Here is a 25,768-nt window from a genome sequence, read left to right as displayed (position 1 = left end):
TTGTCCCCAACAGGCGGATGTAGCGCAGTTGGTAGCGCATCACCTTGCCAAGGTGAGGGTCGCGAGTTCGAGTCTCGTCATCCGCTCTTCGAAGGCCCCCGGTATCGCACCGGGGGCCTTTCGCGTGCATGCGCCACGGCACGCGCCGACGATCACCATTAGGTTTGGCGACGAAGGGTTTCCTCGTCGAAGACGGAGTTGCAGACATGGCCACCACCCGCAAGGCGACCACGCACTGGGAAGGCAACCTGCTGGAGGGCAAGGGCAGCGTCGCCCTCGAGTCGTCTGGCGTCGGCACGTTCGACGTGAGCTGGCCGTCCCGGGCCGAGGCGGCGAACGGCAAGACCAGCCCGGAGGAGCTGATCGCGGCGGCGCACTCGTCCTGCTACTCGATGGCGCTGTCCCACGGCCTCGCGCAGGCGGGCACCCCGCCGCAGCAGGTCGACACCTCGGCCGAGGTGACGTTCCAGCCCGGCACCGGCATCACCGGCATCCACCTGACCGTCACCGCGGTCGTGCCGGGCCTGGACGCCGAGGGCTTCGCGGCCGCCGCCGAGAACGCCAAGCAGAACTGCCCCGTCAGCCAGGCGCTGGCGGCCACGCCGATCACGCTGACGGCCAACCTCCAGGCGTGACCCCGGTCCACGGCTGAGCTGATACCGGCCTGATACCCCAAAGTGTCAGGCCGGTACCAGTTGTCCGTGAGGATTTGACCCGATTGAGTGAGGCCGGTAGTCGTTGGGGATGCTCACGGCGTTGGGTGGTTCCGGTCGGTTCGCCTTCGGCGCCTTGATCGGCGCGGCGGTGGCCGCCCTGTTGGCGGCGCACGGGAGCACGGCCCAGTCGCCACGCGGCCTGGAGCCGACCGGCGGCGACATCGTGGTCGTCAAGCGCAGCGAGCAGCCGAACCGCACGATCACCGCCACCGGCTCGACGTCGTCGAGCACGAGTTCGTCCGGCCGGACGACCACCACGTCCACGTCGTCGAGCACGACCACCACGACGACGGACACCACCGCCACCACCACGTCGGACGTGACGACGACCACCACCGCGCGTCCGACCACGACCACCACGCGGCGGCCCACCACCACGACGGCCACGACCACGACGACGACCCGCAGACCGTGCGGGCTCATCTTCTGCTGATTCCCCGGCACTGGATCACCGAGCGTGTTTTGGCAAGATCGAGGCGTGACGTCCAGCCAGGTGCCCACCCAGCCCCAGCGAACCAACGACACGCCCACGGTCCGCGTGCAGCCCGTCGCCGCCATGCGGGAACCCGCTTGGCCCACCACCGAGCCGATGACCGCGACCAACCTGACGCCCGTCGCGGCGGCGACCACGAAGTTCGAGCCGGTGTCCGGCACCGCGAGCGGCACGTTCAACGGCCACGCCAACGGTCACCCGAACAGCAGGCTCAGCGACGCCCTCACCGGCAAGCTCAACGGCACGGCCAACGGCAGCATGACCAACGGTGCAGCCAACGGCACGACCAACGGCATGGCCAAGAGCCTGGCCAACGGCGCGACCAACGGTGTGACCGCTCCCCCGGCGGCTCCGGCAACCGCACCGGCGGCTCCGGCCGCACCGACCACCGCACCGGCGGCACCCGCGCCCGCCAGCGCCGCGGACGCCTCGCCGGCGTTCACACCCACGCCCGCGTACGCACCCGCGCCCGCCGACCCGCCCGCGGCCGCACCCGTCGCGGAGCCCGCCGCGCCCGCGCCCACCGCCGCCAAGCCGACGCCGCCCGCCACGCCGCGCACCCGGTTGCGCCGCATCGCGCGCCGCATCGTCGGCCCCACCCTGCTCACCAAGAAGAACTGAGGGCGGCCCCGCAGCCGGGACCGCCCTCGACCGCGGTCCCGGCTACGCGCTCTGCGCCCGCGCGTACAGGCCACCGGTCCGGAGCAGCTCGTCGTGCGAGCCGATCTCCTCGATCCGGCCGTCCTCCATCACCACGATGCGGTCGGCGTTGCGGATCGTGGACAGCCGGTGCGCCACCACGAACACCGTGCGTCCGTGCACCAGGCGGGCCAGCGCCTGCTGCACCAACGCCTCGGACTTGTTGTCCAGCGCGGAAGTCGCCTCGTCCAGCACGAGCACGCGCGGGTCGCGGATCAGCGCCCGCGCGATCGCCAGCCGCTGCTTCTGCCCGCCGGACAGCCGCGCGCCGCGCTCGCCGACCACGGTGTCCAGCCCCGTCGGCAGCCGGTCGATGAACTCCAGCGCGTTGGCGTCGGCCAACGCCCGCCGCACCACGTCCTCGGACACGTCGTCCAGGCCGTAGGTGACGTTGTCCCGGATCGTGCCCTCGAACAGGATCGACTCCTGCGGCACCACCGACACGAACCGCCGGTAGCTGCGCAGGTCCAACGTCTCCATGTCGACACCGTCGAGCAGGATCCGGCCCTCCGTCGGCCGGAGGAACCCGATGACCAGGTTCAACGCCGTCGACTTGCCCGCGCCGGACGCGCCGACCAGCGCGACCGTCTCGCCCGGCCGCACGTCGAGGGTGAAGTCGCTGACCGAGTTCCGCGCGGACTCCGGGTAGGCGAACCCGACGTCCTCGAACCGCACGCCGCCGCGCACGACGTCGACCTGCGCCTTGCCCGCGTTGTGCTCCAGGTCCGGCGCCTCCAGCACCTCGCCGAGCGAGCGAACCGACTCCAGCCCCTTGCTGATCAGCGGCGTCAGGCTCATCAACGTGGTGACTGCGCCAGTCAGGGAGGCAAAGTAGGCGCTCAGCATGACCACGTCGCCGGGGGTGACGGAGAGCCAGCCGTGGTAGGCGGCCAGGGCCGCGCCGGCGAGGCAGCCGACGCCGAGCGCGTTGAGCAGGATCCAGGCCAGCGCGCCGAACCGGACGTTGAGGCCGTCCAGCTTCATGCCGGCGGCGAAGACCTGCCGCAGCGTGCCGTCCATGCGGTTGAGGGCGGTGCTCTCCAGGCCGTGCGCGCGGGTGATCGGGATGAGCGTCGTCATCTCGCCGACCCGGGACGACAGCTGCTCGACCTCCTGCCGGAACGACTCGTTGTACGCGCGCAGCCGGCCGCGCAGCCACATCACCAGCACCGCCGCCGCGGGCACGACGAGCAGGAACACCGGCAGGAACGCGGGCGCGCTCAACGAGATCACCACCAGCGCGCCGGTCAGCGTCGCCAACGCCGACAGGCCCTGGTCGCCGACCTGCTGGGTGGCCGTCTCGATGCTCTCGACGTCCCGGATGACCTTGGTCTGCAGCACGCCCGCGCTGACCCGCGCGTGGTAGCCGATGGACAGCTGCTGCATGCGCCGGCTCAGCGCCGACCGCATCCGCAGGCCCAGCCGGCGCGCGCTGCCGTACCACCAGCGCGTGTAGAGGACCGCGAACGGGTAGTTCAGCACCAGCATGACCAGCAGCAACGCCGCGCCGAACCAGATGCCGGCGACCGGTTTGCGCTCCACGACGACGTCGATGACGTGGGCGGTGATGACGGGCGTGAGCCAGGTGGGGCTGTGCTTGACGAAGAACGCGCCCGCGCCGAGGCCGAGCTTCGCCCGGTCTTCGCGGAAGAGGTAGAGGAGGGTGCGGACGGGGTGCTCGCCGCGGTAGCGGTGGTCGAGCGGACCGTGGGGCATGGTGCGAGAGCTCCTGCGAACGGTGGGGTCACGAGACACCCACACCGCGCCGTGTGGGGGAGCGCTCTCACATCGTAGGTGGCCGGTCCACCGCATTTGCCCAGGCCGGGCGGCGGAGAAAGCCCTGTCCGACAGATCGCGGTTGCCCCACCGAGAGCTCCACATGTACAGTATCTTGTACAGGTCAGGAGGGTTGATGAAGACGATGACCTACTCGGAGTCCCGCGCGAAGTACGCGGAGACTCTGGACTCGGTGATCAACGATCGCGAAGAGGTCGTCATCACCAGGGCAGGGCACGAACCGGTTGTGATCGTGTCACTGGACGACTACCAGTCCCTCAAGGAAGCCGCCTACCTGCTGCGGAGTCCCGAGAACGCCCGGCGGCTGCTCAACGCCATCGAGCAGTTGGAATCCGGCGGCGGGACGCCGCGCGAGCTTGCCGAGTGAAGCTCGTCTGGGCCGAACAGGCATGGGATGACTACCTCTGGTGGCAGACCGAGGACCGCAAGGTCCTCAGGCGCGTCAACGAGTTGATCAAACACATCGTGCGCAACGGCAACGAGGGCATCGGGAAGCCCGAGCCGTTGAAGCACGGCTTCCACGGGTATTGGTCGCGTCGGATCACCGATGAGCACCGTCTGGTGTACAAGATCGAGGGCGACGAGATCAGGATCGCCGCCTGTCGCTACCACTACGCGAGGTGACGGCGACAGGCATGGTGCGAGAGCTCCCAGACCGGGCGGGTGTCGCGAGGACACCCGCCCGAACCGGTCAGTAGCCGAACACGAGCCGGTAGGCGATCTCCGGGTCGAACGTGCCCGCGGGCGTGTTGGGCGCCGTGCCGCAGTTGCCGTCGGAGTCGCCGGGCACCTTCACCCACAGCAGCATCTCGGCGCCGCCGCCGGTCTGGGCGGTCACGCCGAGCTTGCGCTGGCCGGGGTTGCACCACTCGCCGTTGGAGCCGTTGCCGTTGCGGCTGGTGTCGACCACGAACGACTTCCGGTAACCGGGCAGCGAGCCGTTCACCGAGTTGCCGTAGGAGACCGACTCGGCGGTCGGGATGTAGTTGGAGACGTTGACCGCGAACCCCCGGATGTTGCGCACGCCGGCCGCGTCCAACCGGCCCGCCATAGTGTTCGCGGGCACCCAGCGCGCGTTGCCCGCGTCCAGGTAGGCCCACGTGTTGGGCGCGCGGTCGCGGAACTGCTCGGTGGCGTAGCGGATCATCGCGTTGCGGGTCGTGACGGCGTCCGGCGACATGCAGTTGAAGTCGGCCAGCGAGTCCGGCTCGATCACCACGACGGCCGGGCGCGTGCCGATGGCCGACGCGAAGTTCGAGATCCACGTCCGGTACGCCTCGGGCGATCCCGCGCCGCCGCCGGAGTGGCCGCCGCACGCGTCGCGGCCGGGGATGTTGTAGGCGACGAGGACCGGCAGCTTGTCGGCCGCGTCGGCGGCGCCCACGTAGTTGCCGACGGCCGTGCGGATGTCTCCGCTCCAGCTGCCGAACCACCGCGCCATCGGCTTGGTGGAGAGGTTCGACCTGATGGCCGACGTGCGGCCGTCGTTGGGGTTGTTGCGCACCCACACAGCGGGGTTCGAGTTGGGGTCGACGTAGAAACCGCTGGTCATGCCGATCGGGCTGGCGGCACCGGCCTGGCCCGGGACGACCAGGGCGGCGAGCAGGGCGAGCGCGGTCGCGGTCAAGCGCATTGACGGGTCCTTCCGCTTTGAAGGAGCGCGGCGGCGGGCGGCTCTCTGATCAAAGCACTTCAGTCAACGTCCTCCCAACAACGCTCGCACGACCGCGTCCGCACAGAACGCCACACGCCTTCCGTGCGGGATATCGCGCAGCGGATGCGCTTGGCGTGCGCGCCGCTGACCAGGTGCGACGAGGTGAGGACGACGGCCGTCGCCGTCGACCGCCACAGGTACGGGACCACGTTGGCCGAATACGCGGCCAATTGCCGAACGCGGTCGATGCGCGTCGGCCGGCACGACGCTTTTCGAACGTTCTCGCGTTCGTCCTCACGCAAATGTTTCGCGCCCCGGTTGCTCCGACGACAACGGCGCCGCGGCCCGCTTCGCGGTCGGGCTCGGTCGAAGCTCGTGCACCACGACCCCGCAACGTAGGAGATCGAACGCGGTGCGTAGGACACATCACACACCGGGAACCTCCGGCGGAACGGGCCGGCCGGGCAGGGCTCGGGCCGGACCCGTCACCCGGGTTTCGTCAGGTCCCGACCAGGCCGTGACCCCCTTCGACGTGCTGTTCGGCGGCCTCGTCGCGACCGGAGGGACCAACGGCCGGCAACGACCGCATCACAAGTGCCGGATGCCCGCACCCGCCACGGACGCATAAGCAACAATGGCGCTCGCGCGGCAACCCCTGGAGGAGCGGAATGTCCTGGCAAGAGGACCTGGCAGAGCTGGACCGCACATTGGCGGAGGGTCGGATCAGTGCCGACGACTACCGCCGACGCCGGGATGAACTCCTCGCCGCCGCCTCGGGTGGCGGCCCGGCCGCGCCGCCCAACAGCGGCCCGTTCGCACCCCCGGTGCGGTGGGACGCGGTGCCGCCGTCGCAGGCGAACCCGAACCCCGACGCCACCCAGATCGTCACGCCCGGCGCCCAGCAGGCGAACCCGGACCGGACGCAGGTGGTGAGCCAGCGGCCCGCCGACGCCGACCGCACCCAGTACGTGACGCCGATCACGCCGCAGCAGCAGCAAATGCCCCCGCCGCAGCAACAGCAGCAGCAGGGCGGCTGGCAGTCCGGCCCGCCGTCGAGCACGCCGCCGTGGGGTGGCGACAGCTACAGCCCGATCGGCGACGCCAACCCGAGCTGGATCGCGCAGGGCCCCGAGGTCTTCGACGACAGCGGCAGCGGCAAGGGCAAGGTCATCGGCATCGTGGTGGCCATCGTGCTGCTCGCGGGCATCGCGTTCGGCGCCTACTGGATCTGGGGCCGCGGCGAGTCGTCGCCCACGGCCGGTGGCACCACCACCGAGACGCCCGCCGCCACGACCACCACCACGTCGCAGCCGCCGCCGGACCCGCTGCCGCTCGGCGACATCCCCGGCAAGGTCACCACGAACAAGGCGCTGACCGACTTCACGGGCGTCCCGAAGCTCGGCTACCTGCTGGAGTCGGAGGTCGCGCTCTACACGACCGCGGGCGCCACCAAGACCAAGCTCACGCAGTTCACCCTGGACGACGGCTCCCGGGGCATCGTCCTGATCGTGCAGGGCAGCGACGCCGCGGCCGCCGCCGCAGCCGCGCTCGGCCTGCACAACACTCAGATCAACAACGGCATGACGCAGGTCACGGACGGTCCCGCCGGCGTGATGGCGGGCCAGATCGACGCGAAGGGCGAGCAGAACGCCCGCGTCCGCGGCCACTACAGCAGCAAGGACCTGATCATCCGGGTCGACGTCGCGTCGTCCTCGCTCGTCGTCGCGCGCAAGGGCTTCGACGACGCCCTGGAAGCGCAGCTCGAGGTGCTCGCCGCCGATGGCTGACCCGCGCAACGACGCCGGCGCCGTGACCGCGTGCACCGTCGTCGCCCGTAACTACATGCCCGCCGCGCGCGTCCTCGCCGCGTCCTACCTCAAGCACCACCCCGACCACGAGTTCGTGATCGCGGTGATCGACGCGCCGCGCGGCTCGGGCGAGCGGCAGGGCAGGCTGCGCACGGTCGGCCCCGAGGCCAGCGGCATCGACGCGGACGACTACCTGCGCATGGCCACGGCCTACAACGTCACGGAGCTGGCCACGGCGGTGAAGCCGTACCTGCTGCGCGAGCTGCGGGCGCACGCCGACGTGGTCATCTACCTGGACCCGGACATCGAGGTCTTCGCCCCGATGCCGGAGCTGGAGGAGCTGGCGCTCGCGCACGGCATCGTGCTCACTCCGCACTTCCTCAACCCGCTGCCCCGCGACGGCAAGGACCCGAGCGAAGCCGCGATCATGGGCGCCGGGATCTTCAACCTCGGTTTCGTGGCCACCGGTCCCGGTTCCGGGCCGTTCCTGGACTTCTGGGCCGAGCGCCTGCGCCACGACGCGATCGTGGCGCCGGAGAAGCAGCTGTTCACCGACCAGCGGTGGGTGGACCAGGTGCCCGCGCTGTTCGACAACACCGTGCTGCGTGACCCCGGTTTCAACGTCGCCTACTGGAACATCCACGAACGCCCGGTCGAGCGCGACGCGGACGGCGTGCTGACCGCGGGCGGCCACCCGCTGCGGTTCTTCCACTACAGCGGCTACCGGCCGGAGCACCCGTGGCTGCTGTCGTGCCACACGCCGTACCGGCCGCGCGTGGTGCTGTCCGAGCACCCGACGGTCCGCGAGCTGTGCGACGGCTACCGGGCGTCCTTGCAGGGCAATGGTTACGCCGAGACGCTGGAGTCGATCCCGTACGGCTTCGCGAAGATGGCCGACGGCACGAAGATCAGCCCGGCCATGCGCACCCTGTACCGGGACGCGTGGGTGAAGTCCGAGCGGAAGAAGAAGCCGGCGCCGCCGCACGCGTTCGACTCCGACGGCGGCAAGGCGCTGCGCGAGTGGCTCGCCTGCCCGCCGGACGACGCGCCCGTCGGCACCACGATGAGCCGTCTCGTGCAGGCGGTGTGGGACTCGCGGCCCGACCTGAAGACCGCGTTCCCGTTGCCGCACAGCCGTGACGCCGCGCCGTTCCGCTCCTGGTGCGCGAGTTCCGGCGTGACCGAGGCGTCGCTGCCCGCGTGGGCGCTGCCCGCCGAGCCGGTCGAGCCGTCGGAGCCGTCGGACGAGTTCGGCGTCAACGTGGTCGGCTACCTGACCGCCGAGCTGGGCGTCGGCGAGATGGCACGGCTGGTGCACGACGCGATCCGCGAGTCCGGCGTGCCGGTCGTCTCGGTGGTCGAAGACCAGCTGGTGTCCAACCGCACGGGCCTGGCCGAGCCGGGCACGGTCGGGCAGCCGCGGTTCCCGATCAGCCTGCTGTGCGTGAACGCCGACCAGACCCGCGCGGTGCTGGACCACCAGCCGCACGTCGGCCACCACCGCTACCGGATCGGCCTGTGGGCGTGGGAGCTCGAGGAGTTCCCCGGCGAGATGCACCACGCGTTCGACCTGGTCGACGAGGTGTGGACGGTCAGCGAGTTCTGCCGCGACGCCATCGCCAAGCACACGTCGGTCCCGGTGAAGGCGATCCCGGTGCCCGTGCGCGACCCCGGCGCGGTGTCCCGGCCGGAGCGCCGTCCCGGCGACCCGGTGCAGTTCCTGTTCGCGTTCGACTTCTTCAGCATCGGGCAGCGCAAGAACCCGTGGGGCCTGGTCGAGGCGTTCCAGCGGGCCTTCGAGGGCCGCGACGACGTGCGCCTGGTGCTCAAGGCGATCAACGGCGACAAGAACCCGCACACCGCCGAGCGGCTGCGGGTGAAGGTCATGGACGACCCGCGGATCGAGCTGGTCGAGCGCTACCTGTCCGTGCAGGAGCTGGACGACCTGTACGCGTCGAGCAGCGCTTACGTCTCGTTGCACCGCAGCGAGGGCTTCGGCCTCACCGTGGCCGAGGCGATGGCGCGGGCCATGCCGGTGATCTCCACCGACTACTCCAGCACCACGGAGTTCCTGAGCGCCAAGACCGGCTGGCCGGTGCCGCACAAGCTGGTTCCGGTGGGTCCGGGCAACCACCCGTACCCGGCGAGCGCGGTGTGGGCCGAGCCCGACCTGGACGCCGCCGCCCGCGCCATGCGCGAGGTCGCGGACAACCCGGCCGAGGCCGCCCGGCGCGGTCGTGCGGCCCGGGAGCACATCCTGCGCACGCGGTCGGTGCAGCGGGCCGCCACGTGGATGGCCGAGCAGCTGCGCGCGGCGCACGAGAGCTGGAAGGGCAGCGGTGGCGCGGGGTACCGGGCCGAGCTGCCGGGAGCGGACCTGCTGCGGCCGTTGCGCGAGTCCAAGCAGGCGCTGCTGTGGCGGGCCGAGGTGGGCGCCGCGTCGCGCACGCCGCTCGCGCCCGCGCTGCGCAAGGCCGTGCTGCGCGCCATCGACCACTACGACGTGCACCAGCGCAAGGTGATGGGCACGCTCGTCGGCGGCGTCGAGGACACGCTGAACAGCGTGGTCGCGCGGCTGGAGGCGGTCGAGTCGAACGTCGAGTCGACGCGCTGGGCGAACGAGGGCCTCAAGACCCGCCTCGCGAACGTGCAGGACGAGTTCCGCTCCACCCTGCGGGACGCGCGGGACGACAACGCGGCGAAGCTGACGAACCTGGAGCAGCAGCTCGACCACACCCTCGAACGGGTGTGGTCGCGGCTGGAGGACGACGAGCGGACCACGTTCAACCGGTTCGCCGAGCGCGACCAGCGGCTGGACGGCGACGAGCAGCGGATCACCGAGCTGGCCCGGACGCTGTCCGCGGTGCAGGACACTGCCCGGCTGCGGCACGCGCCGGTGCCCGAGGGCGCCGACGTGGTGGTGTGCGACGCGGGCGCGTTGCTGCTGCCCGTGGACAACGTCGTGCTGCCGTGGCTCGCCTACCACCGGTCGTGGGAGGTCGAGGAGGCCGACCTGATGGCCGGTCTCGTCGGCGACGGCACGTTCGTCGACATCGGCGCGCACGTCGGCTACCACACGCTGCGCCTGCTCCGGCGGGCCAAGGGCGTCGCTTCGGTCGTCGCGGTGGAGGCCAACCCGGTCAACGCCGACTACCTGCGCCGCAACGTCGTGGCGAACCTGGGCGCCGAGGGCGCGCGTACGGTCGAGGTGCTGCCGATCGCGGCGTGGGACGAGGACGGCAGCATCCGCCTCGTGCAGGCCGAGGACGACAACAGCGGCGACCACCGGGCGCACGAGCTGTCCGACGAGGGCGCGGGCGGCGTGGTGATCCCCGCGGTCCGGCTCGACGGCAGGCCCGAGGTGGTCGACCGCCGCGTCACGCTGGTGAAGGTCGACCTGCAGGGCCGCGACCACCGGGCGATCGCCGGCTTGAGCGCCGTCCTGGAACGCGACCGCCCGCACGTGGTGTGCGAGTTCTGCCCGGGCGCGATCGTGGAACTCGGCGACGACCCGCTCCAGGTGCTCCTCGGCTACCGCAAGATGGGCTACGCCCCCGTGCCGCTCGGCGGGGACCCGCAGGTGGAGCACGCCGACGAGGACCTGGTGCGACAGGCGGACGCGGTCGACACCGGTTTCGTCACACTGTGGCTTCGCCCACTCTGACCTGACCGTTTTCCAGGACAGGGGACCAATCTCCTCACTTACAATCGACGCGGCTCCCACCACCGGTGGGAGCCGCGTCTGATAGGGGGAGGTGTCGTGTCCGACCGCCGGACGCCGTCGCGCACCTCCTCTCCCGCCGGCATTTTGTCGGTCATCGCGTTGCTCGTCGGCGGCGTCGTCGGCGTCGTCGGCGCCTGGGCGCTGTTCGGCACGCCGGCGCTGCCGGACAACGCGCGCAACGTCCCGCTGGTCGGCGAGGAAGGCCGCCAGGCCGCGCCGCGGCTCGCGCTGGCCGACTTCGACTCGGGCACCGAGTACTACGACCACGTGCTGGCCTTCAAGGACGTCGAGTCGTTGAACTTCCTGAACCCGGCCGAGGTGGACGTCTTCACCAGGGGAGGCGCGGGCGCGTCGCGGATGACCGTGTCGGCCAAGCTCCCCGAGGGCCGCGTCCTGGTCGCGGTGATCCGGATGGCCGACCGGGAGGCCGCACTGCGCGCCGCCGACGAGCTCGACCAGCTGCAGCTCTCGTTCGGCCTCGCCCGCAGGCCCGGCGCGGACGGCGTCAACCGGGTCGTGGAGGTCGTGCCCGACGCCGACGCCGAGCCGAACGCCAAGGCGACCGCACGGGCGCACTACGTGCACGGCGACCTGGTCACGCGGGTCGAGTTCAACGCGCGCGCGGTCGAGCACCTGGCCGACTTCGGCGCCCTGCTGGGCAAGCAGCTCAAGGCGCTGCCCGCCGATGGATGAGCGGAGGACCCCGGTCGCGGGGGTGAGCGTGGTGACGGCCGCCGCCGTGTGCCTGATCGCCTACAGCTACCTCGTGGGGCTCTGGCTCGACCGGCACGGCCACTCGTCCGACCTGGTGCTGGTGGTCCGCAACTGGGTCAACCGGCCGACCGGCGTCGGCGAGGACTTCGGGTTCCTCGGTGTGGCGCTGCTGCTGATGGTCGCCGGGTTCACCATCTCCGGCGCCGCCCGCGCGGCCGGCACGGGCCGGCTGCCGTTCGCGACGCGACTGGCCCGGAGGGGACTACCCGCCCTCGTCCTCGCCGCGGCCGTCGGCGCGCTGCTGCTCGCCGTCGGCGCGGAGCCGTTGGTGGACCCGGCGATCACCACGCCGGTCGGCGCGGTGGCGTTGTTCGCGCTGCTCCTGCTGGTGCTGCTGCCGCTGCACCACCGGTTCCCCGGCCTGGCCGTGTTCGTACAGCTGGAGGTCGTGTGCCTGCTCGTGCTCGCGGGCGGGTGGGCGACCTCGACCGGTGAGCACGACGCGCTGCGCGTGATCGGCCTGACGGCGGCGCTCGTGCCGCTGGCGACGCTCGGCCAGATCGCGTGGCTGTTCCGCACCGAGCTGCTGTTCCGGTGGCACGCGCTGGTGCTGGGCCTGCTGTGCCTCGCGCTATTGGTGCTGGCGGAACGGGTGTTCCCCGAGTCCGCCGCGTTCTGGCGCCCGCTGGCCGCCGGCTACGCGCTGCTGCTGTTCCTGATCGCGTTGCCGAGGGGCGCGTCGATCGCCGCGACGCGGGTGGTGCGCTGGCTGGACAGCCGGGCGCTGCCGCTGTTCGTGTCGATCCCGGTCGTCGGGTACGCCGTGCTCGGCGTCCAGCACCTCGTGGTCACGCCCGCGTTGGCCATCCCGATCTCGTTGACGTGCACGTGCCTCGCCGCCGAGCTGCTGCACCGCTGCCGAAAGCGCCTCGCATGAGCACAACCGAAGTACGACAGCCGCCCAAGACCGCACCGGCCAAGCGCGACGGCTACCTGCACGGCCTCGACCTGCTGCGGGTGATCGCCTCGTGCGCGGTCGTCTTCACCCACGTCCTCGCCTGGTTCGCCGGCGTCACCGAGGAGTGGTGGGCCTGGACGTGGACCAAGTGGGTCAGCGCGGACACGCTGCACCTGCACCCGTGGATCTCGTTCGTCGGCGTCGCGTTCTTCTTCGTGGTCAGCGGTGTCGTCGTCACCCATGTGACCAACCGCGAGACACCCGGCCAGTTCCTCCGCCGCCGCGTCACCCGCCTCGCGCCGCTGCTGTTCGTGGTGACCTTCCTCGGCTGGTGCCTGATCAACTTCGGGCTGCGGATCTCGCGGGTCTGGGAAGGCCCGCTCGGCGTGGACAAGCTGCTGCTCGGCATGGTGCTGGGCAACAGCTTCGCGGAACCGGACGTCGCGCTGCTCGCCATCACGTGGACGTTGCGCGTGCAGATCGTCTTCTACGTGCTGGTGGCGCTCTCCATCCCGTTGCTGCGCACGTGGGCGTGGGTGCCGCCGCTCGTGATCGCCGCCCTGTCGTGCCTGACGCTGCTCGCCGCGCCGCACAACGAGTTCTTCGGCGCGCACTTCACCGGGTTCGCCACCTACATCCCGATCCTGTGCATGGGGCAGCTGATCTCTCTCGTGCACTCCGGGAAGGTCCACCCGGTGGCAGGCGTGGCGATCGGCTCGGTCCACTTCCTGCTGCTGGTCTGGGCGGACAAGCTCGGCCTCACGTTCCAGGGCGACGGCGTGCCCCGCACCGTGCTGCTGGCGGTGCTCGTGGTGGTGCTGCTGATGAAGGCGCAGGACCGCGTCAGCCGCTCGGCGTTCGTCAAGGCGTGGGCCAAGCGCACCTACGCGATCTATCTGGTGCACGTGTGCGCCATCTACCCGGTCTTCGACACCCTGATGCCCCACCTGGACGAGAACCTGGTGGTCCTGATCGGGCTCGCCGTCACGTACCTGGCGTCCGAGGCGCTGCACCGCTGGGTCGAGATGCCCGCCGATCGGGCGATCCGCCGCTGGGAACGGCGGGGCAGCGTTACCGGCCGCCCGGGATAGTCACGATCCGCCGTCTGATCGAGAGCCTTCCGTTACCATGCTGGGCGGTGGGGAGGCGGCGGCGACTGGGAAGGGGCGGACCCCTGGACGGTCAGACGGCACCGCCGAAGGTTCGCATCGCGTTCATCGACATCGGACGCGGGCTGGCCGCGCTGCTCGTCTTCTACAGCCACATCGCCGAGCAGTGGGTCGCCAAGCGGGAAGTGGGCCCGACGCCGGGCATCGACTTCATCGACGCGCTCACCAGCGACCCGATGCACATGGGGTTGCAGGGCATCGGCCAGATCGCGGTGCCGTTCTTCTTCCTGGTCAGCGGGTTCGTGGTGACGCCGATCGCGTTGCGCCAGGGCCAGCGGCGGTTCGGCCTCAACCGGCTGGTCCGCGTCTACATCCCGATGACGTTCGTGGTGCTGCTGACCGCCGCCGTGATCCTGCTCGGCGCGCAGACGCTGATCGGCGCGGAAGAGCCGTCGATCACCTGGTGGACCGTCCTCACCAACTCGCTGGTGATCAACTATCTGATCGTGCCGCAGGTGGTGATGGTCGGCGTCGCGTGGACGCTCGTCGTCGAGGTCATCTTCTACCTCCTGCTCGTGCTGCTGCTGCCGGTGATGCGGCGCTGGACGTGGCTCGCCATCGGCGTGCAGCTGACGTTCGTGTTCGTGGTGATGATGAGCGCCCGCGAGTTCGGCGCGTCGTGGGCGCTGTTCGCGGTGAACGTGTCGTACCTGCCCATCCCGATCATCGGCCAGATCATCTGGGCGACCACGAGCAAGCGCGTCCCGCTGTGGCTCGGCGGGGTGTACGTCGGCATCGCGTGGTCGCTGTACGTGCTCGCCGAGTCCCTGAAGCTCGGCCGGCTCGACACCTCGTACAACCTCGCGCTCGCGTTCGCGCTGCTGTTCTTCCTGGCCGGGTACTTCGCGGAGCCGCGGCTCAAGGAGCGCAAGATCTGGATCGCGCTCTCGGAGCGCAGCTACTCGATCTACCTGCTGCACGGGCTCGTGGCGTTCGTGACGCTGGACCTGATGCGGCCGACCGTGCCGCTGTGGTTGGCGATCCCGCTCGCGGTGGCCCTGACGTTCGGCGTGGTCGAGCTGAGCTACCGGTTCGTGGAGAAGCCGAGCCACATGCTCGCCCGGAAGCTGTCCGGCAAGCCCACGCCCAAACCGGAGCCGGAGCCGGAGGTTGCGGACGAGGCGGAGTTCGAGGACGAGGAACTCGACGAGTTCGAGGACGAGTTCGAGGACGTCGACGCCGAGGACGCCGAGTGGCCGGAGGAGTCCGAGGAACCGGACGAACCGGAGCCCGTGCGCGAGCAGCCGACCGTGGTGATCCGGCCGGTCCGCCTGCGCACGCCACCGCCCCAGCGCACGCCGCCACCCCAGCGCACCCCACCTCCGCGCACGCCACCCCGAGGCACGCCGGTCAACGGGGCACCGGTCAACGGCACCCCACCACGGGTCGCTCCGGGCACGCCGCCGAGAGGTGTGCCGGTCAACGGCACGCCAGTCCCCGGCACCCCACCGCGCGGCACCCCCGTCAACGGCACGCCCGTCAACGGCGCCCAACCGCGGGGCGTGCCGGCCAACGGCACGTCGGCTCCGGGCACCCCACCCGGCGGCACGCCGATCAACGGCAGACCGGCCACCCCGCCGAGGGGCACGCCCGTCAACGGCACGCCGATCCCCGGCACACCCCCGCGCGGCACGCCGGCCCAGCGCACACCGGCGCAACCCCCGCCCCGCCCACCGGCCCCGCGTCCGACCACCGCACCCCGGCCGGTCGAGGACGTGACCGCGACCCAGCACCTGCCCCCGGCGGTCTGGCCGTCCGAGGAGCCCGAGGCCGACGAGCCGCCCAGACGCAGGCGGCTGCGCGACGACAGCGGCCCGGCCGTGACGGTGGCGTCACTGCTCGCCAACCACGCCAAGGAGAACGGCCGCCACGACTAGCGCGGGTGCTTCGCCATCTCCTCGGCGATGATGTCGATGACCGGCGGTTCGAGCACCGGGTCCAATCCGCTGACGAGGAGCCGCTCGGCGGCTTCCAACACCACGACGTCGCTGTCCGCGAGGGCCCGTGCGGCCTCACGCGCGTCGTTGGTGAGGCGTTCCACGTGCACCATCGTCAGATCGGTGAAGCACGCCACCAGGTACTGCGCCGCGTAGTAGGCGAACGAGTCGCCGAGCAGCCCCACCTTGGCGGTCGCCACGCCCTTCGCCGGCGGCTGCGTGAACCGCTGCGGCTTGGGGTCGGGGGTGATCTCGTGGCTGCGCACCGTGTTGCCGTCGGGTGCGAGGTCGTACGACTGGATCGGGTCCGTCGCGGTCCGGCCCAACAGCGGCGGCAGGTCGCCCTCGCGGTCGACCACCCTCGTCGGCTCGACCTTCCAGCCCTTCGACGTGCCCGGCTTGACGGTGTCGGTGATGACGCGCGCCATCACGAGGCTGCCCTCGTGGGTCCAGTGGCTGTCGTACTTCGGGTAGGGCATGCGGTTGGTGAGCTTGGCGGTCTCCTCGATCCGCGACCGCAGGTCGAGCGCGCCGGTCTTGCCGATGCCCTTCCAGAACTCGTCCCGGGCCTTGGTGAAGCAGTCCTTGCCGTAGAACTTCGACGGCAGGTAGTCGGGCACCATCGTGCTCTTGTTCGGCGCGACGACCAGCAGGAACCGTCGCCCCGACGACTCGACCGCGGCACGCAGGCGGGCCAGCCGGGCGTGCACCTCGGTGACCGGCATCAGCGGGTCGCACGCGCCCTCGACGTCCGCGCCCAGGAACAGCCAGTCGTCCTTGCCCTCGATCACGTCGACGAACGCCGTCGGGTCGGGCAGGTCGGCGGACGGGTCCTTCGGCGGCGTCGGCACCGGGCCGACGACGTCCTGCCGCCGGTCGAGCTTCGGCGCCTCGCCGAAGACGCCGCGGCTGATGCCGTTCGCGACGGCCACGGCCTTGTCGCGCAGCGGCACGTGGTCGCTCGCCCACGCGTTGAGCCCGGTGAAGAAGCCCCAGCCGTCGGTGATCGACGGGAACTCGGCGAGCTTGCGGTTCTCGAACTCAGCCGGGCGCACGCCGACGATCAGCAGCAGGGCGGGCCCGCAGAAGAAGAGGATGGCGAGGGTGAGCGCGGTGCGCTGGCGGCTGCTGTGCCGCGGGCGGTAGAGGGCGTGCTCGCGGGGGAGCAGCGACTCGGGCACCGCCGGGAGGCTCTTGGGCGGGTCGATGCTCACGTCGGACAGCGTAGCCGGCGGGCGCGTCACCTGTTCGTGGTTCACCGCAAGGTGGGGATTCAAGAACTGTCGCGCGTGCAACCCAGCGGCCATGGCAGACGTCTCTTCGAGTGACAGGACACTCGATGCAGCGGAGGATCGTATGTGGCCCACTGTGATCCTGGTCACTTTGGGAGCACTGGCGTTTTTAGTGCGAACCGTTCGGGTCCTGCGATCCGTATCGAAATCCGATGGTGGGCGAACCCGTATTGAGACCGCCCCGCCGGCCTAGTCCCTATGGCGGCTTGTCCACTTGCCGTACGATCATTTCGGGTCGTACGACCTGTGCCTGCTAGGGGACCTCAGAACAGAGGTAGGTGCGTCATGGATCTCGCACTGAGTAAGGTCATCGAGCTGCGCGAAAGCGGGTTCCAGTTCCTCCACCTCCGGGACGAGGACGGACAGCTCGACCGCATCATGGCGTTCAAGCAGCGCAGAGGGTTCATCGACTCGATCCTGTTCTGGTCCGAGACGGAGGCCCGCGCGGGCAGACTCCCGGCCGTCCGGGACAGCCAGCGCGCCGCCCAGGCCGTCTGGATTTACGAGGGACCGCTGGTCGAGGCCGTGGACCGGCTGCTCGACCTGCCCGAGCCCGGCTCGCGCAACGCGCCGACGCTGATGAAGAGGACGGCGTCCGACCTCGCGGTCGTGACCACGCTGCCGTTCAAGCTGAACCTGCCGCCCGGCGCTATCGCCTAGACATCTTCCGTTAACGTCACCCGCCGCACACACAATGCGGCGGGTATCGGCGTTTCGGTTACTGTCTGTGATTTTCCGGCCGTTTTACGCAGAAGTTTCGGAGGCGGTCTATGTGCACCCAGTGCGTTCCCAACAATGAATATTCACCCTCGGCGCGGTGACACCAAACCTGATTCGTAGGCGAGCACGACGAGTTGTGCGCGGTCCCGCGCACCCAGTTTGGTCATCACCCGACTGACGTGCGTGCGCGATGTCGCCGGACTGATCACGAGGTGCTCGGCGATCTCCTCGTTCGACATGCCGGCCGCGACGAGCGCCAGGATCTCCCGCTCCCGCGCGGTCAGCTCGCGCAACGCCTTCGGGTCGGGACGGCGGTGCTCCGGTCGGTTCGCGAACTCCTCGATCAACTTCCGGGTGACACTCGGTGCGAGTAGTGCCTCACCCTCCGCAACCACCGTGAGCGCGTGCAGCAGCTCGACCGGGTCGGTGTCCTTGAGCAGGAACCCCGACGCGCCGCTCCGCAACGCCTCGAACACGTACTCGTCCACGTTGAAGGTCGTCAGCACCAGCACCTTCACGTCCGGCAGCTCGGCGCAGATCTGCCGCGTGGCGGCCAGGCCGTCGGTGCCGGGCATCCGGATGTCCATCACCACGACGTCCGGCCGGTGCTCGTGCGCCTGGCGGACCGCCGCCGCGCCGTCACCGGCCTCGCCGACGACCTCGAACCCGTCCTCGGTGTCGAGCAGCAGGCGGAAACCCGCGCGCACCAACGCCTGGTCGTCGGCCAGCACCACCCTGATCACCACGAACCTCCCACGGTAGGACCGCTCTGACGGTGAAGCCCCCGGCCGATGGTCCCGCGTCCAGCGTGCCGCCGAGCGCTTCGACCCGTTCCCGCATGCCGCGGATACCGGAGCCCGCGCCCTGCGGCGCTTGGTCGCCTCGTGCCGTGCCGTCGTCGGTGACGGTGAGGACCAAGGCGTCCTCGGTGTGCTCGAACGAGATGACGATCTCGGACGCGTCCGGCGCGTACCGCATCGCGTTGGTCAACGCCTCCTGCACCACCCGGTACGCGGCGGCGTCGACGGGGGCGGGCAGCGTGCCGGGCGTGCCGACGACCTTGGCGACCGGCACCGGTCTGACCAGCTCGTCGAGCCGGTCGAGGCTGGGCGCCGGTGTGGTGCCCTCGCCGGTGCGCAGCACGCCGAGGGTCGCGCGGAGGTCGTCCAACGCGTGACCGCTGGCGGCCTTGATCGCCTTGAGCGCCTTGACCGCCTCTTCGGGGCGGCGGTCGGCGACGTGCGCGGCGACCCCGGCCTGCACGTTGATCATGGCGAGGCTGTGCGCGACGACGTCGTGCACCTCGCGCGCGATCCGCAACCGTTCTTCTTCCACCTGGCGGCTCCGCTGTTCGAGGACACGGGTGCGGCGCAGGGAGAGCACGGCGATGGCGGGTGCGGCGATCAGCGGACCCCAGTGCCCGGTGAGGTAGTAGAGCCACGTGGACGCCCCGGTGACCGCGATGACGGCGACGGGGAAGCGCTTGCGCCAGATCAGCGGCGCGAACGTCGCCGCGAACCAGACCCACGCCAGCCACGCCATGGGACGACGGTACGGGAGGTCGGCGCGCGTCGGCGTCGTGTCCCGAGCGGCTCACGCGCGTACGTCAGCGGTCGTACATCCACCCCGGACCGGGTGAAGTAATCCACTCTGCAGGGTTAGCGAGCTTGATCCGGACCCCCGGATCGCGAAACTTTCCCGCCCATGAACCTCAGGAAGACCATCGCCGGCGCCGCGGTCACCCTCGGCAGCACGGCCGTCATGCTCGGCCTGGGCGGCACCGCGCAGGCCGTCGACCTCGGCGCGCACACGCGGCCCGACGTCGACGGCGAACTGGGCCAGGTCGCGAACCTCGGCGACCTGGTCCGCGTCGACCTCTCGAACCCGGCCGGCCCGATCGTCACCGGCCCCCTGGTCCTGGGCGACGGCACCACCGACGGGCCGCTGGACGTGAAGATCGGCCTCGGCCGCTGACGCGCCGACCCCGGGCAGCACGCCCACCTCAAGCCGGAACGGTCCCGGCCCCCTCCCCCTCGGGCCGGGGCCGTTCCAACCACACGAACACGACTCGCACGAACGCGGCAAAGCTCGCAAACGCAACAAACCGGGACAGCCCAACGGCCTCGCGCGCCGACTCGGCCGAGGCCGCCGGTTCAGCGGCCGACGGCGTAGCCCTGGGCGCCGCGCGGGTTGGCGGCGGCGCGCAGCAGGCCGTCGCGCGAGTCCCTGGCCACCGCCGACATCCGGCCCAACGCCCACGGGCCGGCGTCGACCACGGCGTGGCCGCGTTCCCGCAGCTCCGCCATCGCGCCGTCGCCGATCCGCGACTCGACGACGACCTCGCCGGGCGTCCACGACCGCGGGTAGAACGAGCTCGGGAACGCGTTGGTGTGCCACATCGGCGAGTCGATGGCCTCCTGCAGGTTCATCCCGCCCGCGGTGTGCGCGAGCCAGAACCCCAGCTGCCACTGGTCCTGCTGGTCGCCGCCGGGGGTGCCGAACGCCATCGCGGGCAGGCCGTCGTGCAGGGCGAGGGTCGGGGACAGGGTGATCCGGGGGCGCTTGCCGGGTGCCAGGGAGTTCGGCAGGCCCTCGTCCAGCCAGAACATCTGCGCCCGGCTGCCGAGGCAGAACCCGAGCGACGGGATGGTCGGCGAGGACTGCAGCCAGCCGCCGGACGGGGTGGCCGACACGATGTTCCCCCAGCGGTCGACCACGTCCACGTGGACCGTGTCGCCCTTGACCGTGCCCACGCTCGACACGGTGGGTTCGCCGAGCGCGCCGCCACCGTCGTTCCGGCTCGCAACGCGCGGACCGCGCACAACGTGCCCGGGAAGGCGTGCTTCCACCGGACCAGGTGAACCGGGTCGCAGATCGAGTGAAGCGTGATCGGCGACGAGTCGCCGGCGCAGGTCCGCGTACTCCCTCGACAGCAGTACGTCCAGCGGCACGTCGTCGTGATCCCCGTACCAGGCCTCACGGTCGGCGAACGCCAGCTTCGCGCACTCCACCGCCAGGTGCACGGTCTCCGCCGACGGCACGCCGTCCACATAGGACAGCCGGTCCGCGAAGCCCTCCAGCAGCAGCAACTGCTGCAGCAGCACGGGCCCCTGGGTCCACGCCCCCGGCTTCACGACGCTCCACGACCCGAAGTCCGCGGACACGGCGTCCTCGTACGACGCCTCCCACGACGCCATGTCCTCACCGGTCAGCACACCGGCGTGGTCGGCCCCGGAGTCGTCGCGGTGCGCGATCCGGGAGAACTCGTCCACCTGCGCGGCCACGAACCCCTGCGACCACGCCCGCCGGGCCGCCTCGATCTGCGCCTCCCGGTCGGACCCGGCGGCCTCGCCGGCGGCCAGCAGCCACTCCCACGTGTCCGCGAGCTTCGGGTTGCGGAACCGCGCGCCCGCCTCCGGCGGCTTCCCGCCGGGCAGCCACAGCGCCGCCGACGACGTCCAGTGGTCCCGGAACAGGTCGGCGACCGTCGAGATGGTGAACGCCGCCCGCTCCAGCAGCGGGAACCCGTCCCGCGCGTACCCGATCGCGTACCCCAGCACGTCGCGCAGCGGCTTGGTCCCGTAGTCGCGCAGCAGGGTCAGCCAGCCGTCCCACGCGCCCGGCACGGTGGCCGCCAGCAGCCCGCTGCCCGGCACGAGGTCGAGGCCGAGGCCCGTGTAGTGCGAGATCGTCGCACCGGCGGGCGCCACGCCCTGGCCGCACAGCACGCGGGGCGCGGCCTCGCCGGCGGCGGCGAAGACCACCGGCACCTCGCCGCCGGGCCCGTTGAGGTGCGGTTCCACCACTTGCAGCACGAAGCCGACCGCGACCGCGGCGTCGAAGGCGTTGCCGCCGTCCTCCAGGACGGCCATGCCCGCGCTGGAGGCGAGCCAGTGCGTGGACGCGACCATTCCGTGCGTGCCGACGAGTTCAGGACGCGTGGTGAACATTTCAACAACCTACGTCGGCCCGTCCCGTTTTGTTACCCCTGCTAACGAGACCGTGTCCTGAAGATCCGCTGAACCCGAACCGCGCTCACATCGCCTGGTCGGGCACCCGCAGCTCACGCCCCAGCCCGTGCAGCACCAGCCCGGCCCGCGCCAACGCGTCCGCGTCGAGGTGGTTGCGCGTGTCCAGCACCGTCGACCCGGCCATCAGCGACGCCACCAGCGCCCAGTCCAGCGCCCGGAACTCCGGCCACTCGGTCAGCAGCACGACCGCGTCCGCGTCGCGCACCGCCGCGTACGGCGAGTCGACCACGGTCATGCCCACCAACGGCCTGCTGATCTCCGGGTCGTGGGCGACCAGCTCCGCGCCTTCGAACGCGAGCAGCTCCGCCACCGCCAGCGCGGGCGAGTCGCGCAGGTCGTTGGTGCCCGCCTTGAACGCCAGCCCCAGCACCCCGATGCGCGCGCCGGCAAGCGACCCGACGGCGCCCCGGAGCTTCTCCACCACCCGCCGCTGCTGCCGCGCGTTCGTCTCGATCGTGGCCTTGACCAGCGAGAAGTCGACGCCGACGGCATCGGCGATGCGCACCATGGCGTGCGTGTCCTTGGGCAGGCACGACCCGCCCCAGCCGGGCCCCGGCTTGAGGAACGACTGGCCGATGCGCTTGTCGTAGCCCATGCCCTCGGTGACGGAGGTGACGTCCGCGCCGACGAGTTCGCACAGCTCGGCGACCGCGTTGACGTAGGACAGCTTCATCGCCAGAAAGCAGTTGGCCGCGTACTTGACCATCTCGGCGCTGGCCGCGTCCATGAGCACGGTGGGCGCGCCCAGCTTGGTGAACAGCGCGCCGACGCGTTCGGCGGCCTGCGGCGAGTCCGAGCCGACCACGATCCGGTCGGGGTGCAGGAAGTCGCGCACGGCGCTGCCCTCGCGCAGGAACTCGGGGTTGGAGACGACGGCGACGTCCTCCCGGCCGAGCAGGGCGGCGACCCTGGTCGACGTCCCGACCGGAACGGTGGACTTGCACACCACGACCGCGCCGTAAGGGAGGACGTCGCGGATCTCTTGAGCCACCGCCTCGACCGCGCTGAGGTCGGCCGCGCCGCCCGCGCCCATGGGCGTCGGCAGGCACAGGAACACCACCTCGGCGTCGGCCATGGCGTGCCGCGCGCCTTCCACGAACGCGAGCCGTCCCGCGGACTGGCCGGCCGCGACCAGGTCGGCGAGGTCCGGTTCGAGGATGTCGACCTGCCCGGCGCGCAGCCGCGCGACCTTGAGCGCGTCCACGTCGGCGCACACGACCCGATGTCCGAGGGAGGCCAGGCACGCCCCCGTCGTCAGGCCCACGTAACCCGTTCCCACGACCGCGATCCGTCGGACGAACATGGTTGTGACGGTGACACCTGAAGTTGACCGTGGGTCAAACACCAGGCGTATGCGGAGAGTGATGTGGGTAGTCCCCTGGGTGTACGGGGAAACACCCCTCGCGGCGGACGCGGTTTCGCCTGGCTGAAGGCAAGGTCTTGGGTATGGAACTCGTCCTCTTCTCCCTGCTCTTCGTGGGGCTGGCGGTGCTGGCGGCCGTGCCGTTGGTCGCATTGCTCCACTTCTCCGAGCGCCGGGGGCTGAACGACCGTTAACCTCCTGGTCCCAGGACAGGAGGATGTATGGAGATCTCGGGTACCGCGGCGATCGTCACCGGCGGCGCGTCCGGGCTGGGCCTCGCGACCGCGCGGGCGTTGGCGGCACGTGGTGCGGCGGTGTTCGCGTTGGACCTCTCGACCGACGACGCCCCTGACGTCGAGGGCGTCACCTACCTGGCGGCGGACGTGACCTCGGAGGAGGACGTCCAGGCCGCCGTCGACACGGCCGCCGGTTCGGGCTCGCCGCTGCGGGTCGTGGTGAACTGCGCGGGCATCGGCCCGTCGACGCGGACGGTCGGCAAGTCCGGCCCGCACCCGCTCGACCTGTACCGGAAGGTCATCGACGTCAACCTGGTCGGCACGTTCAACGTGCTGCGGCTCGCGGCGGCGGCGATGGGCAAGACCGAGCCGCTGGCGCACGGGCAGCGCGGCGTGGTGATCAACACGGCGTCGATCGCGGCGTTCGACGGGCAGATCGGGCAGGTGGCGTACGCGGCGTCGAAGGCCGCCGTGGTCGGGATGACGCTGCCCGCGGCGCGCGACCTGTCGTCGGTGGGCGTGCGGGTGATGACGATCGCGCCGGGCATCGTGGACACGCCGATGCTGGCGACCGTGTCGGACGAGTTCCGGGCGGGCCTGGCGGCGGGCGTGCCGTTCCCGAAGCGGCTGGCGCTGCCGGAGGAGTACGCGCAGCTGGCCGTCACGATCGTGGAGCACGACTACCTGAACGGCGAGGTCATCCGCATGGACGGTGCCTTGCGCATGGCGCCGCGCTAGAGATCCCCTGCGAAGGGGAGGTCGTCCATGGCGTCCGACGTCATCCACAGCCTCAGGGTGTGGGTGGCGCGGACGTCGTCCTCGTTGTACTCCAGCAGCCTGCGGCGCTGGGCGGGGTCCGGCGACTTGCCGTCCATGCCGACGGCGTCGCGGTACCAGCGCATCGAGTTCTCGCCGCCCGCCTCCGGGTCGCGCCAGCGGAAACCGGCGACCGGGGCGATGGTCTTCAGGCCCTTGCCGTGGGCGCACAGGAACTGGTCCTGCACGATGCCGAACAGGTCGACCCACGAGTCGGACGTGATGAACTCCCGCACCTGCGCCACGGTGGGGATGCCGGGCTGCCCCTTGAACCGCTCGGCCGACCCGAGCAGCCAGCGGTTCTCGGCGAGCTCGTTGTAGCAGTACGCCTTGAACGACAGGCCACGCGCGCGGGCGCGCAGCCGCACGCCGGTGAGCCAGCCCCAGAACTCGGCGAACGACCGGGCCTCGTCCGCGCACGGCAGCGGGTCCCAGGTGGCGAACGCGCGGTAGCCGTGCTCCTCGCCCACGTCCTGCCCGGACAGCCAGCAGCCCCACATGTACGCGCCGAGGTCGCCGAAGCTCTCCATGTCCACGTCGACCTCGACGTCGGCGCGCGGCACCTCCATGCGGGACACGCGGCGCACCACGGTGAGGTCGCGCAGCCAGGCGCGGGCGAGGATGACCGCGTCCGAGTGCAGCATCCCGACCAGCGGGATGACCTGCTCGTCCGGGTCGAGCGCGGCCAGTTCGTCGACCGTGCCGACGCCGACCTTGCGCAGCGCCACGGCGTCCTCGCCGCGCACGACGAGGCTGACGTCCCGCGCGGTCTTCAGGTCGGTCTCGCACACCGGCCACCACGGGCAGCTGCGGCACTCCACGATCCGGGACGCGCGGGCCTGCGGGTCGGCGCCGGTGGCGGCGGCGGACGCCACGGCCAGCCGGTCGGCGAAGCGGGTGTCGTACTCGGCGAGGGCGTTCTTGCCGCCCGGCCACGTGGGCGCTTCCAGGTCGTGCCACACGACGACGTCGGCGTCCATGCCGATCACGCCGCCGGTCGCGCGGCCCTGCGCGGCGAAACCGGACGCCTGGAGCTGCCGTTGGGCGTGCGCCAGCCGGAGCTGGTCGCGCGGCTGGGGCCGGACCTTGCGCAGCGGGTCGACCCGCGCGCCGCCCGGCAGCGGGTGCGACAGCGGTGACGTGCGCGCGCCCTGGCCGGGGTCGCTGACCTTGTGCCGGACCACGAGCACGGGCACGTACCCGGTCGTCTCCTTCACCAGGAGGTCGATGCCGCCGCGCCGGCCGCCCCTCGGGTCGCGCGGCAGCGCCGCGCCCCAGATGTACGGCACGCCGGCCTGCATCGCGGCGGCCGTGACGCGCTCGCGGTCGGCCGACGGCACGTCCTGCGGGATCTCCATCAGGTCGGACCCGACGGCCCGGCCCAGCGCGGTGGCGACGGCGCGCCGGTGCTCGTTCGCGTCGGCTTTGCGCTGCTGACCGGTCGGATCCGGCGGCAGCGTGGGCACGTCGCGCATGGTCGGATCGTGTTCGAGGTGCACCCGCCGCCGGCAACGAGTGACCACGCCGGCGTCGAGCTGCACCTGGGAAGTCACCGGTGCAGCGTATGACGCCGGGCGCGTCGGTGTACCGGCAACCTCGCGGAGTCGAGTCGATCTTTTGCCGGAACGGCTCTAGGGTCAG

The 25,768-nt window shown here is 71.2% G+C and carries 22 protein-coding genes and 1 tRNA gene; 14 read left to right on the top strand and 9 right to left on the bottom strand.

The window, feature by feature from the left end; genetic code table 11:
• Nucleotides 1–13 precede the first annotated feature (13 nt).
• Nucleotides 14–86, top strand: a tRNA-Gly gene (locus ADK67_RS02185).
• A 120-nt stretch (nt 87–206) separates the two neighbouring features.
• Nucleotides 207–635 carry an OsmC family protein gene (locus ADK67_RS02180; protein ID WP_053714619.1) on the top strand — a complete coding sequence of 143 codons (429 nt, stop codon included), beginning with the start codon at nt 207–209 and terminating at the stop codon, nt 633–635.
• A 45-nt stretch (nt 636–680) separates the two neighbouring features.
• On the opposite strand, the gene ADK67_RS02175 is transcribed toward ADK67_RS02180, so the two are convergent.
• Entirely contained in the window at nt 681–1,139 is a 459-nt protein-coding gene (locus tag ADK67_RS02175; protein ID WP_053714618.1) for a hypothetical protein, read from the bottom strand.
• Between the two features lie 55 nt (nt 1,140–1,194).
• On the opposite strand from ADK67_RS02175, the gene ADK67_RS02170 reads away from it, so the two are divergent.
• On the top strand, nt 1,195–1,830 hold the full coding sequence (locus ADK67_RS02170; RefSeq protein ID WP_053714617.1) for a hypothetical protein: 636 nt from the start codon (nt 1,195–1,197) through the stop codon (nt 1,828–1,830).
• Between the two features lie 42 nt (nt 1,831–1,872).
• Here ADK67_RS02170 and ADK67_RS02165 read toward each other — a convergent pair whose 3' ends face one another.
• Nucleotides 1,873–3,624, bottom strand: a complete 1,752-nt coding sequence (locus ADK67_RS02165) for an ABC transporter ATP-binding protein (RefSeq protein ID WP_053714616.1) — start codon at nt 3,622–3,624, stop codon at nt 1,873–1,875.
• Nucleotides 3,625–3,820: 196 nt separating this feature from the next.
• Between ADK67_RS02165 and ADK67_RS02160 the strand changes: the two genes are divergently transcribed.
• Both ADK67_RS02160 and ADK67_RS02155 read left to right on the top strand, forming a co-directional pair.
• Nucleotides 3,821–4,072 (top strand): type II toxin-antitoxin system Phd/YefM family antitoxin, encoded by a 252-nt coding sequence (locus ADK67_RS02160; RefSeq protein ID WP_053714615.1) that lies wholly within the window; start codon nt 3,821–3,823, stop codon nt 4,070–4,072.
• Complete coding sequence (locus ADK67_RS02155) at nt 4,069–4,329, top strand: Txe/YoeB family addiction module toxin (RefSeq protein WP_053714614.1); 261 nt, start codon at nt 4,069–4,071, stop codon at nt 4,327–4,329. Before ADK67_RS02160 ends, ADK67_RS02155 begins: the two co-directional genes overlap by 4 nt.
• 67 nt (nt 4,330–4,396) lie before the next feature.
• On the opposite strand, the gene ADK67_RS02150 is transcribed toward ADK67_RS02155, so the two are convergent.
• Nucleotides 4,397–5,338: a glycoside hydrolase family 6 protein gene (locus tag ADK67_RS02150; protein WP_053714613.1), complete on the bottom strand. Its 942-nt coding sequence runs from the start codon at nt 5,336–5,338 to the stop codon at nt 4,397–4,399.
• A gap of 689 nt (nt 5,339–6,027) precedes the next feature.
• Here ADK67_RS02150 and ADK67_RS02145 point away from each other — a divergent pair.
• From ADK67_RS02145 to ADK67_RS02120, 6 genes are all read left to right on the top strand, one after another.
• Nucleotides 6,028–7,146, top strand: a complete 1,119-nt coding sequence (locus tag ADK67_RS02145) for a hypothetical protein (RefSeq protein WP_053714612.1) — start codon at nt 6,028–6,030, stop codon at nt 7,144–7,146.
• Entirely contained in the window at nt 7,139–10,831 is a 3,693-nt protein-coding gene (locus ADK67_RS02140; RefSeq protein ID WP_053714611.1) for an FkbM family methyltransferase, read from the top strand. The genes ADK67_RS02145 and ADK67_RS02140 overlap by 8 nt, the downstream gene beginning before the upstream one ends.
• Nucleotides 10,832–10,927: 96 nt before the next feature.
• Nucleotides 10,928–11,584 (top strand): hypothetical protein, encoded by a 657-nt coding sequence (locus tag ADK67_RS02135; protein WP_053714610.1) that lies wholly within the window; start codon nt 10,928–10,930, stop codon nt 11,582–11,584.
• Entirely contained in the window at nt 11,577–12,542 is a 966-nt protein-coding gene (locus tag ADK67_RS02130; RefSeq protein ID WP_157619846.1) for a hypothetical protein, read from the top strand. Before ADK67_RS02135 ends, ADK67_RS02130 begins: the two co-directional genes overlap by 8 nt.
• Entirely contained in the window at nt 12,539–13,654 is a 1,116-nt protein-coding gene (locus ADK67_RS02125; RefSeq protein WP_053714608.1) for an acyltransferase family protein, read from the top strand. Before ADK67_RS02130 ends, ADK67_RS02125 begins: the two co-directional genes overlap by 4 nt.
• Before the next feature lie 47 nt (nt 13,655–13,701).
• Nucleotides 13,702–15,609 (top strand): acyltransferase family protein, encoded by a 1,908-nt coding sequence (locus tag ADK67_RS02120; RefSeq protein WP_053714607.1) that lies wholly within the window; start codon nt 13,702–13,704, stop codon nt 15,607–15,609.
• Here the strand turns inward: ADK67_RS02120 and ADK67_RS02115 are convergent.
• Nucleotides 15,606–16,883: an alginate O-acetyltransferase AlgX-related protein gene (locus ADK67_RS02115; protein ID WP_063797476.1), complete on the bottom strand. Its 1,278-nt coding sequence runs from the start codon at nt 16,881–16,883 to the stop codon at nt 15,606–15,608. The two genes, ADK67_RS02120 and ADK67_RS02115, sit on opposite strands and share 4 nt — an antisense overlap.
• Nucleotides 16,884–17,246: 363 nt before the next feature.
• Between ADK67_RS02115 and ADK67_RS02110 the strand changes: the two genes are divergently transcribed.
• Nucleotides 17,247–17,621, top strand: a complete 375-nt coding sequence (locus ADK67_RS02110) for a hypothetical protein (RefSeq protein ID WP_053714605.1) — start codon at nt 17,247–17,249, stop codon at nt 17,619–17,621.
• A gap of 143 nt (nt 17,622–17,764) precedes the next feature.
• On the opposite strand, the gene ADK67_RS02105 is transcribed toward ADK67_RS02110, so the two are convergent.
• Nucleotides 17,765–18,424: a response regulator transcription factor gene (locus ADK67_RS02105; RefSeq protein WP_053714604.1), complete on the bottom strand. Its 660-nt coding sequence runs from the start codon at nt 18,422–18,424 to the stop codon at nt 17,765–17,767.
• Nucleotides 18,321–19,223 carry a sensor histidine kinase gene (locus ADK67_RS02100; RefSeq protein ID WP_053714603.1) on the bottom strand — a complete coding sequence of 301 codons (903 nt, stop codon included), beginning with the start codon at nt 19,221–19,223 and terminating at the stop codon, nt 18,321–18,323. The genes ADK67_RS02105 and ADK67_RS02100 overlap by 104 nt, the downstream gene beginning before the upstream one ends.
• 162 nt (nt 19,224–19,385) lie before the next feature.
• On the opposite strand from ADK67_RS02100, the gene ADK67_RS02095 reads away from it, so the two are divergent.
• Nucleotides 19,386–19,655 (top strand): hypothetical protein, encoded by a 270-nt coding sequence (locus ADK67_RS02095; RefSeq protein ID WP_053714602.1) that lies wholly within the window; start codon nt 19,386–19,388, stop codon nt 19,653–19,655.
• Nucleotides 19,656–19,834: 179 nt separating this feature from the next.
• On the opposite strand, the gene ADK67_RS02090 is transcribed toward ADK67_RS02095, so the two are convergent.
• Both ADK67_RS02090 and ADK67_RS02085 read right to left on the bottom strand, forming a co-directional pair.
• On the bottom strand, nt 19,835–21,631 hold the full coding sequence (locus ADK67_RS02090; RefSeq protein ID WP_053714601.1) for a gamma-glutamyltransferase family protein: 1,797 nt from the start codon (nt 21,629–21,631) through the stop codon (nt 19,835–19,837).
• Between the two features lie 85 nt (nt 21,632–21,716).
• Entirely contained in the window at nt 21,717–23,015 is a 1,299-nt protein-coding gene (locus tag ADK67_RS02085; protein WP_053714600.1) for a UDP-glucose dehydrogenase family protein, read from the bottom strand.
• 281 nt (nt 23,016–23,296) lie between these two features.
• On the opposite strand from ADK67_RS02085, the gene ADK67_RS02080 reads away from it, so the two are divergent.
• The gene (locus ADK67_RS02080) at nt 23,297–24,049 is read left to right on the top strand and encodes an SDR family NAD(P)-dependent oxidoreductase (protein WP_053714599.1); all 753 of its coding nucleotides are present in this window, start codon (nt 23,297–23,299) and stop codon (nt 24,047–24,049) included.
• Here ADK67_RS02080 and ADK67_RS02075 read toward each other — a convergent pair.
• The gene (locus ADK67_RS02075) at nt 24,046–25,680 is read right to left on the bottom strand and encodes a TM0106 family RecB-like putative nuclease (protein WP_053714598.1); all 1,635 of its coding nucleotides are present in this window, start codon (nt 25,678–25,680) and stop codon (nt 24,046–24,048) included. The two genes, ADK67_RS02080 and ADK67_RS02075, sit on opposite strands and share 4 nt — an antisense overlap.
• Between the last annotated feature and the right edge of the window lie 88 nt (nt 25,681–25,768).

The organism is Saccharothrix sp. NRRL B-16348 (genome assembly GCF_001280085.1).
Lineage (GTDB): Bacteria > Actinomycetota > Actinomycetes > Mycobacteriales > Pseudonocardiaceae > Actinosynnema.
The sequence above is the reverse complement of the archived record's forward strand: the minus strand, read 5'-3'. Positions and strand labels throughout refer to the sequence as shown.

Excerpts from the sequence above, each read along its gene's own strand:
- ADK67_RS02165 (WP_053714616.1), bottom strand. The coding sequence starts at position 3,624 with ATGCCCCACGGTCCGCTCGACCACCGCTACCGCGGCGAGCACCCCGTC.
- ADK67_RS02090 (WP_053714601.1), bottom strand. The coding sequence starts at position 21,631 with ATGTTCACCACGCGTCCTGAACTCGTCGGCACGCACGGAATGGTCGCG.
- ADK67_RS02140 (WP_053714611.1), top strand. The coding sequence starts at position 7,139 with ATGGCTGACCCGCGCAACGACGCCGGCGCCGTGACCGCGTGCACCGTC.
- ADK67_RS02080 (WP_053714599.1), top strand. The coding sequence starts at position 23,297 with ATGGAGATCTCGGGTACCGCGGCGATCGTCACCGGCGGCGCGTCCGGG.
- ADK67_RS02150 (WP_053714613.1), bottom strand. The coding sequence starts at position 5,338 with ATGCGCTTGACCGCGACCGCGCTCGCCCTGCTCGCCGCCCTGGTCGTC.
- ADK67_RS02095 (WP_053714602.1), top strand. The coding sequence starts at position 19,386 with ATGAACCTCAGGAAGACCATCGCCGGCGCCGCGGTCACCCTCGGCAGC.
- ADK67_RS02100 (WP_053714603.1), bottom strand. The coding sequence starts at position 19,223 with ATGGCGTGGCTGGCGTGGGTCTGGTTCGCGGCGACGTTCGCGCCGCTG.
- ADK67_RS02130 (WP_157619846.1), top strand. The coding sequence starts at position 11,577 with ATGGATGAGCGGAGGACCCCGGTCGCGGGGGTGAGCGTGGTGACGGCC.
- ADK67_RS02180 (WP_053714619.1), top strand. The coding sequence starts at position 207 with ATGGCCACCACCCGCAAGGCGACCACGCACTGGGAAGGCAACCTGCTG.
- ADK67_RS02085 (WP_053714600.1), bottom strand. The coding sequence starts at position 23,015 with ATGTTCGTCCGACGGATCGCGGTCGTGGGAACGGGTTACGTGGGCCTG.
- ADK67_RS02110 (WP_053714605.1), top strand. The coding sequence starts at position 17,247 with ATGGATCTCGCACTGAGTAAGGTCATCGAGCTGCGCGAAAGCGGGTTC.
- ADK67_RS02145 (WP_053714612.1), top strand. The coding sequence starts at position 6,028 with ATGTCCTGGCAAGAGGACCTGGCAGAGCTGGACCGCACATTGGCGGAG.
- ADK67_RS02125 (WP_053714608.1), top strand. The coding sequence starts at position 12,539 with ATGAGCACAACCGAAGTACGACAGCCGCCCAAGACCGCACCGGCCAAG.
- ADK67_RS02175 (WP_053714618.1), bottom strand. The coding sequence starts at position 1,139 with ATGAGCCCGCACGGTCTGCGGGTCGTCGTCGTGGTCGTGGCCGTCGTG.
- ADK67_RS02160 (WP_053714615.1), top strand. The coding sequence starts at position 3,821 with ATGAAGACGATGACCTACTCGGAGTCCCGCGCGAAGTACGCGGAGACT.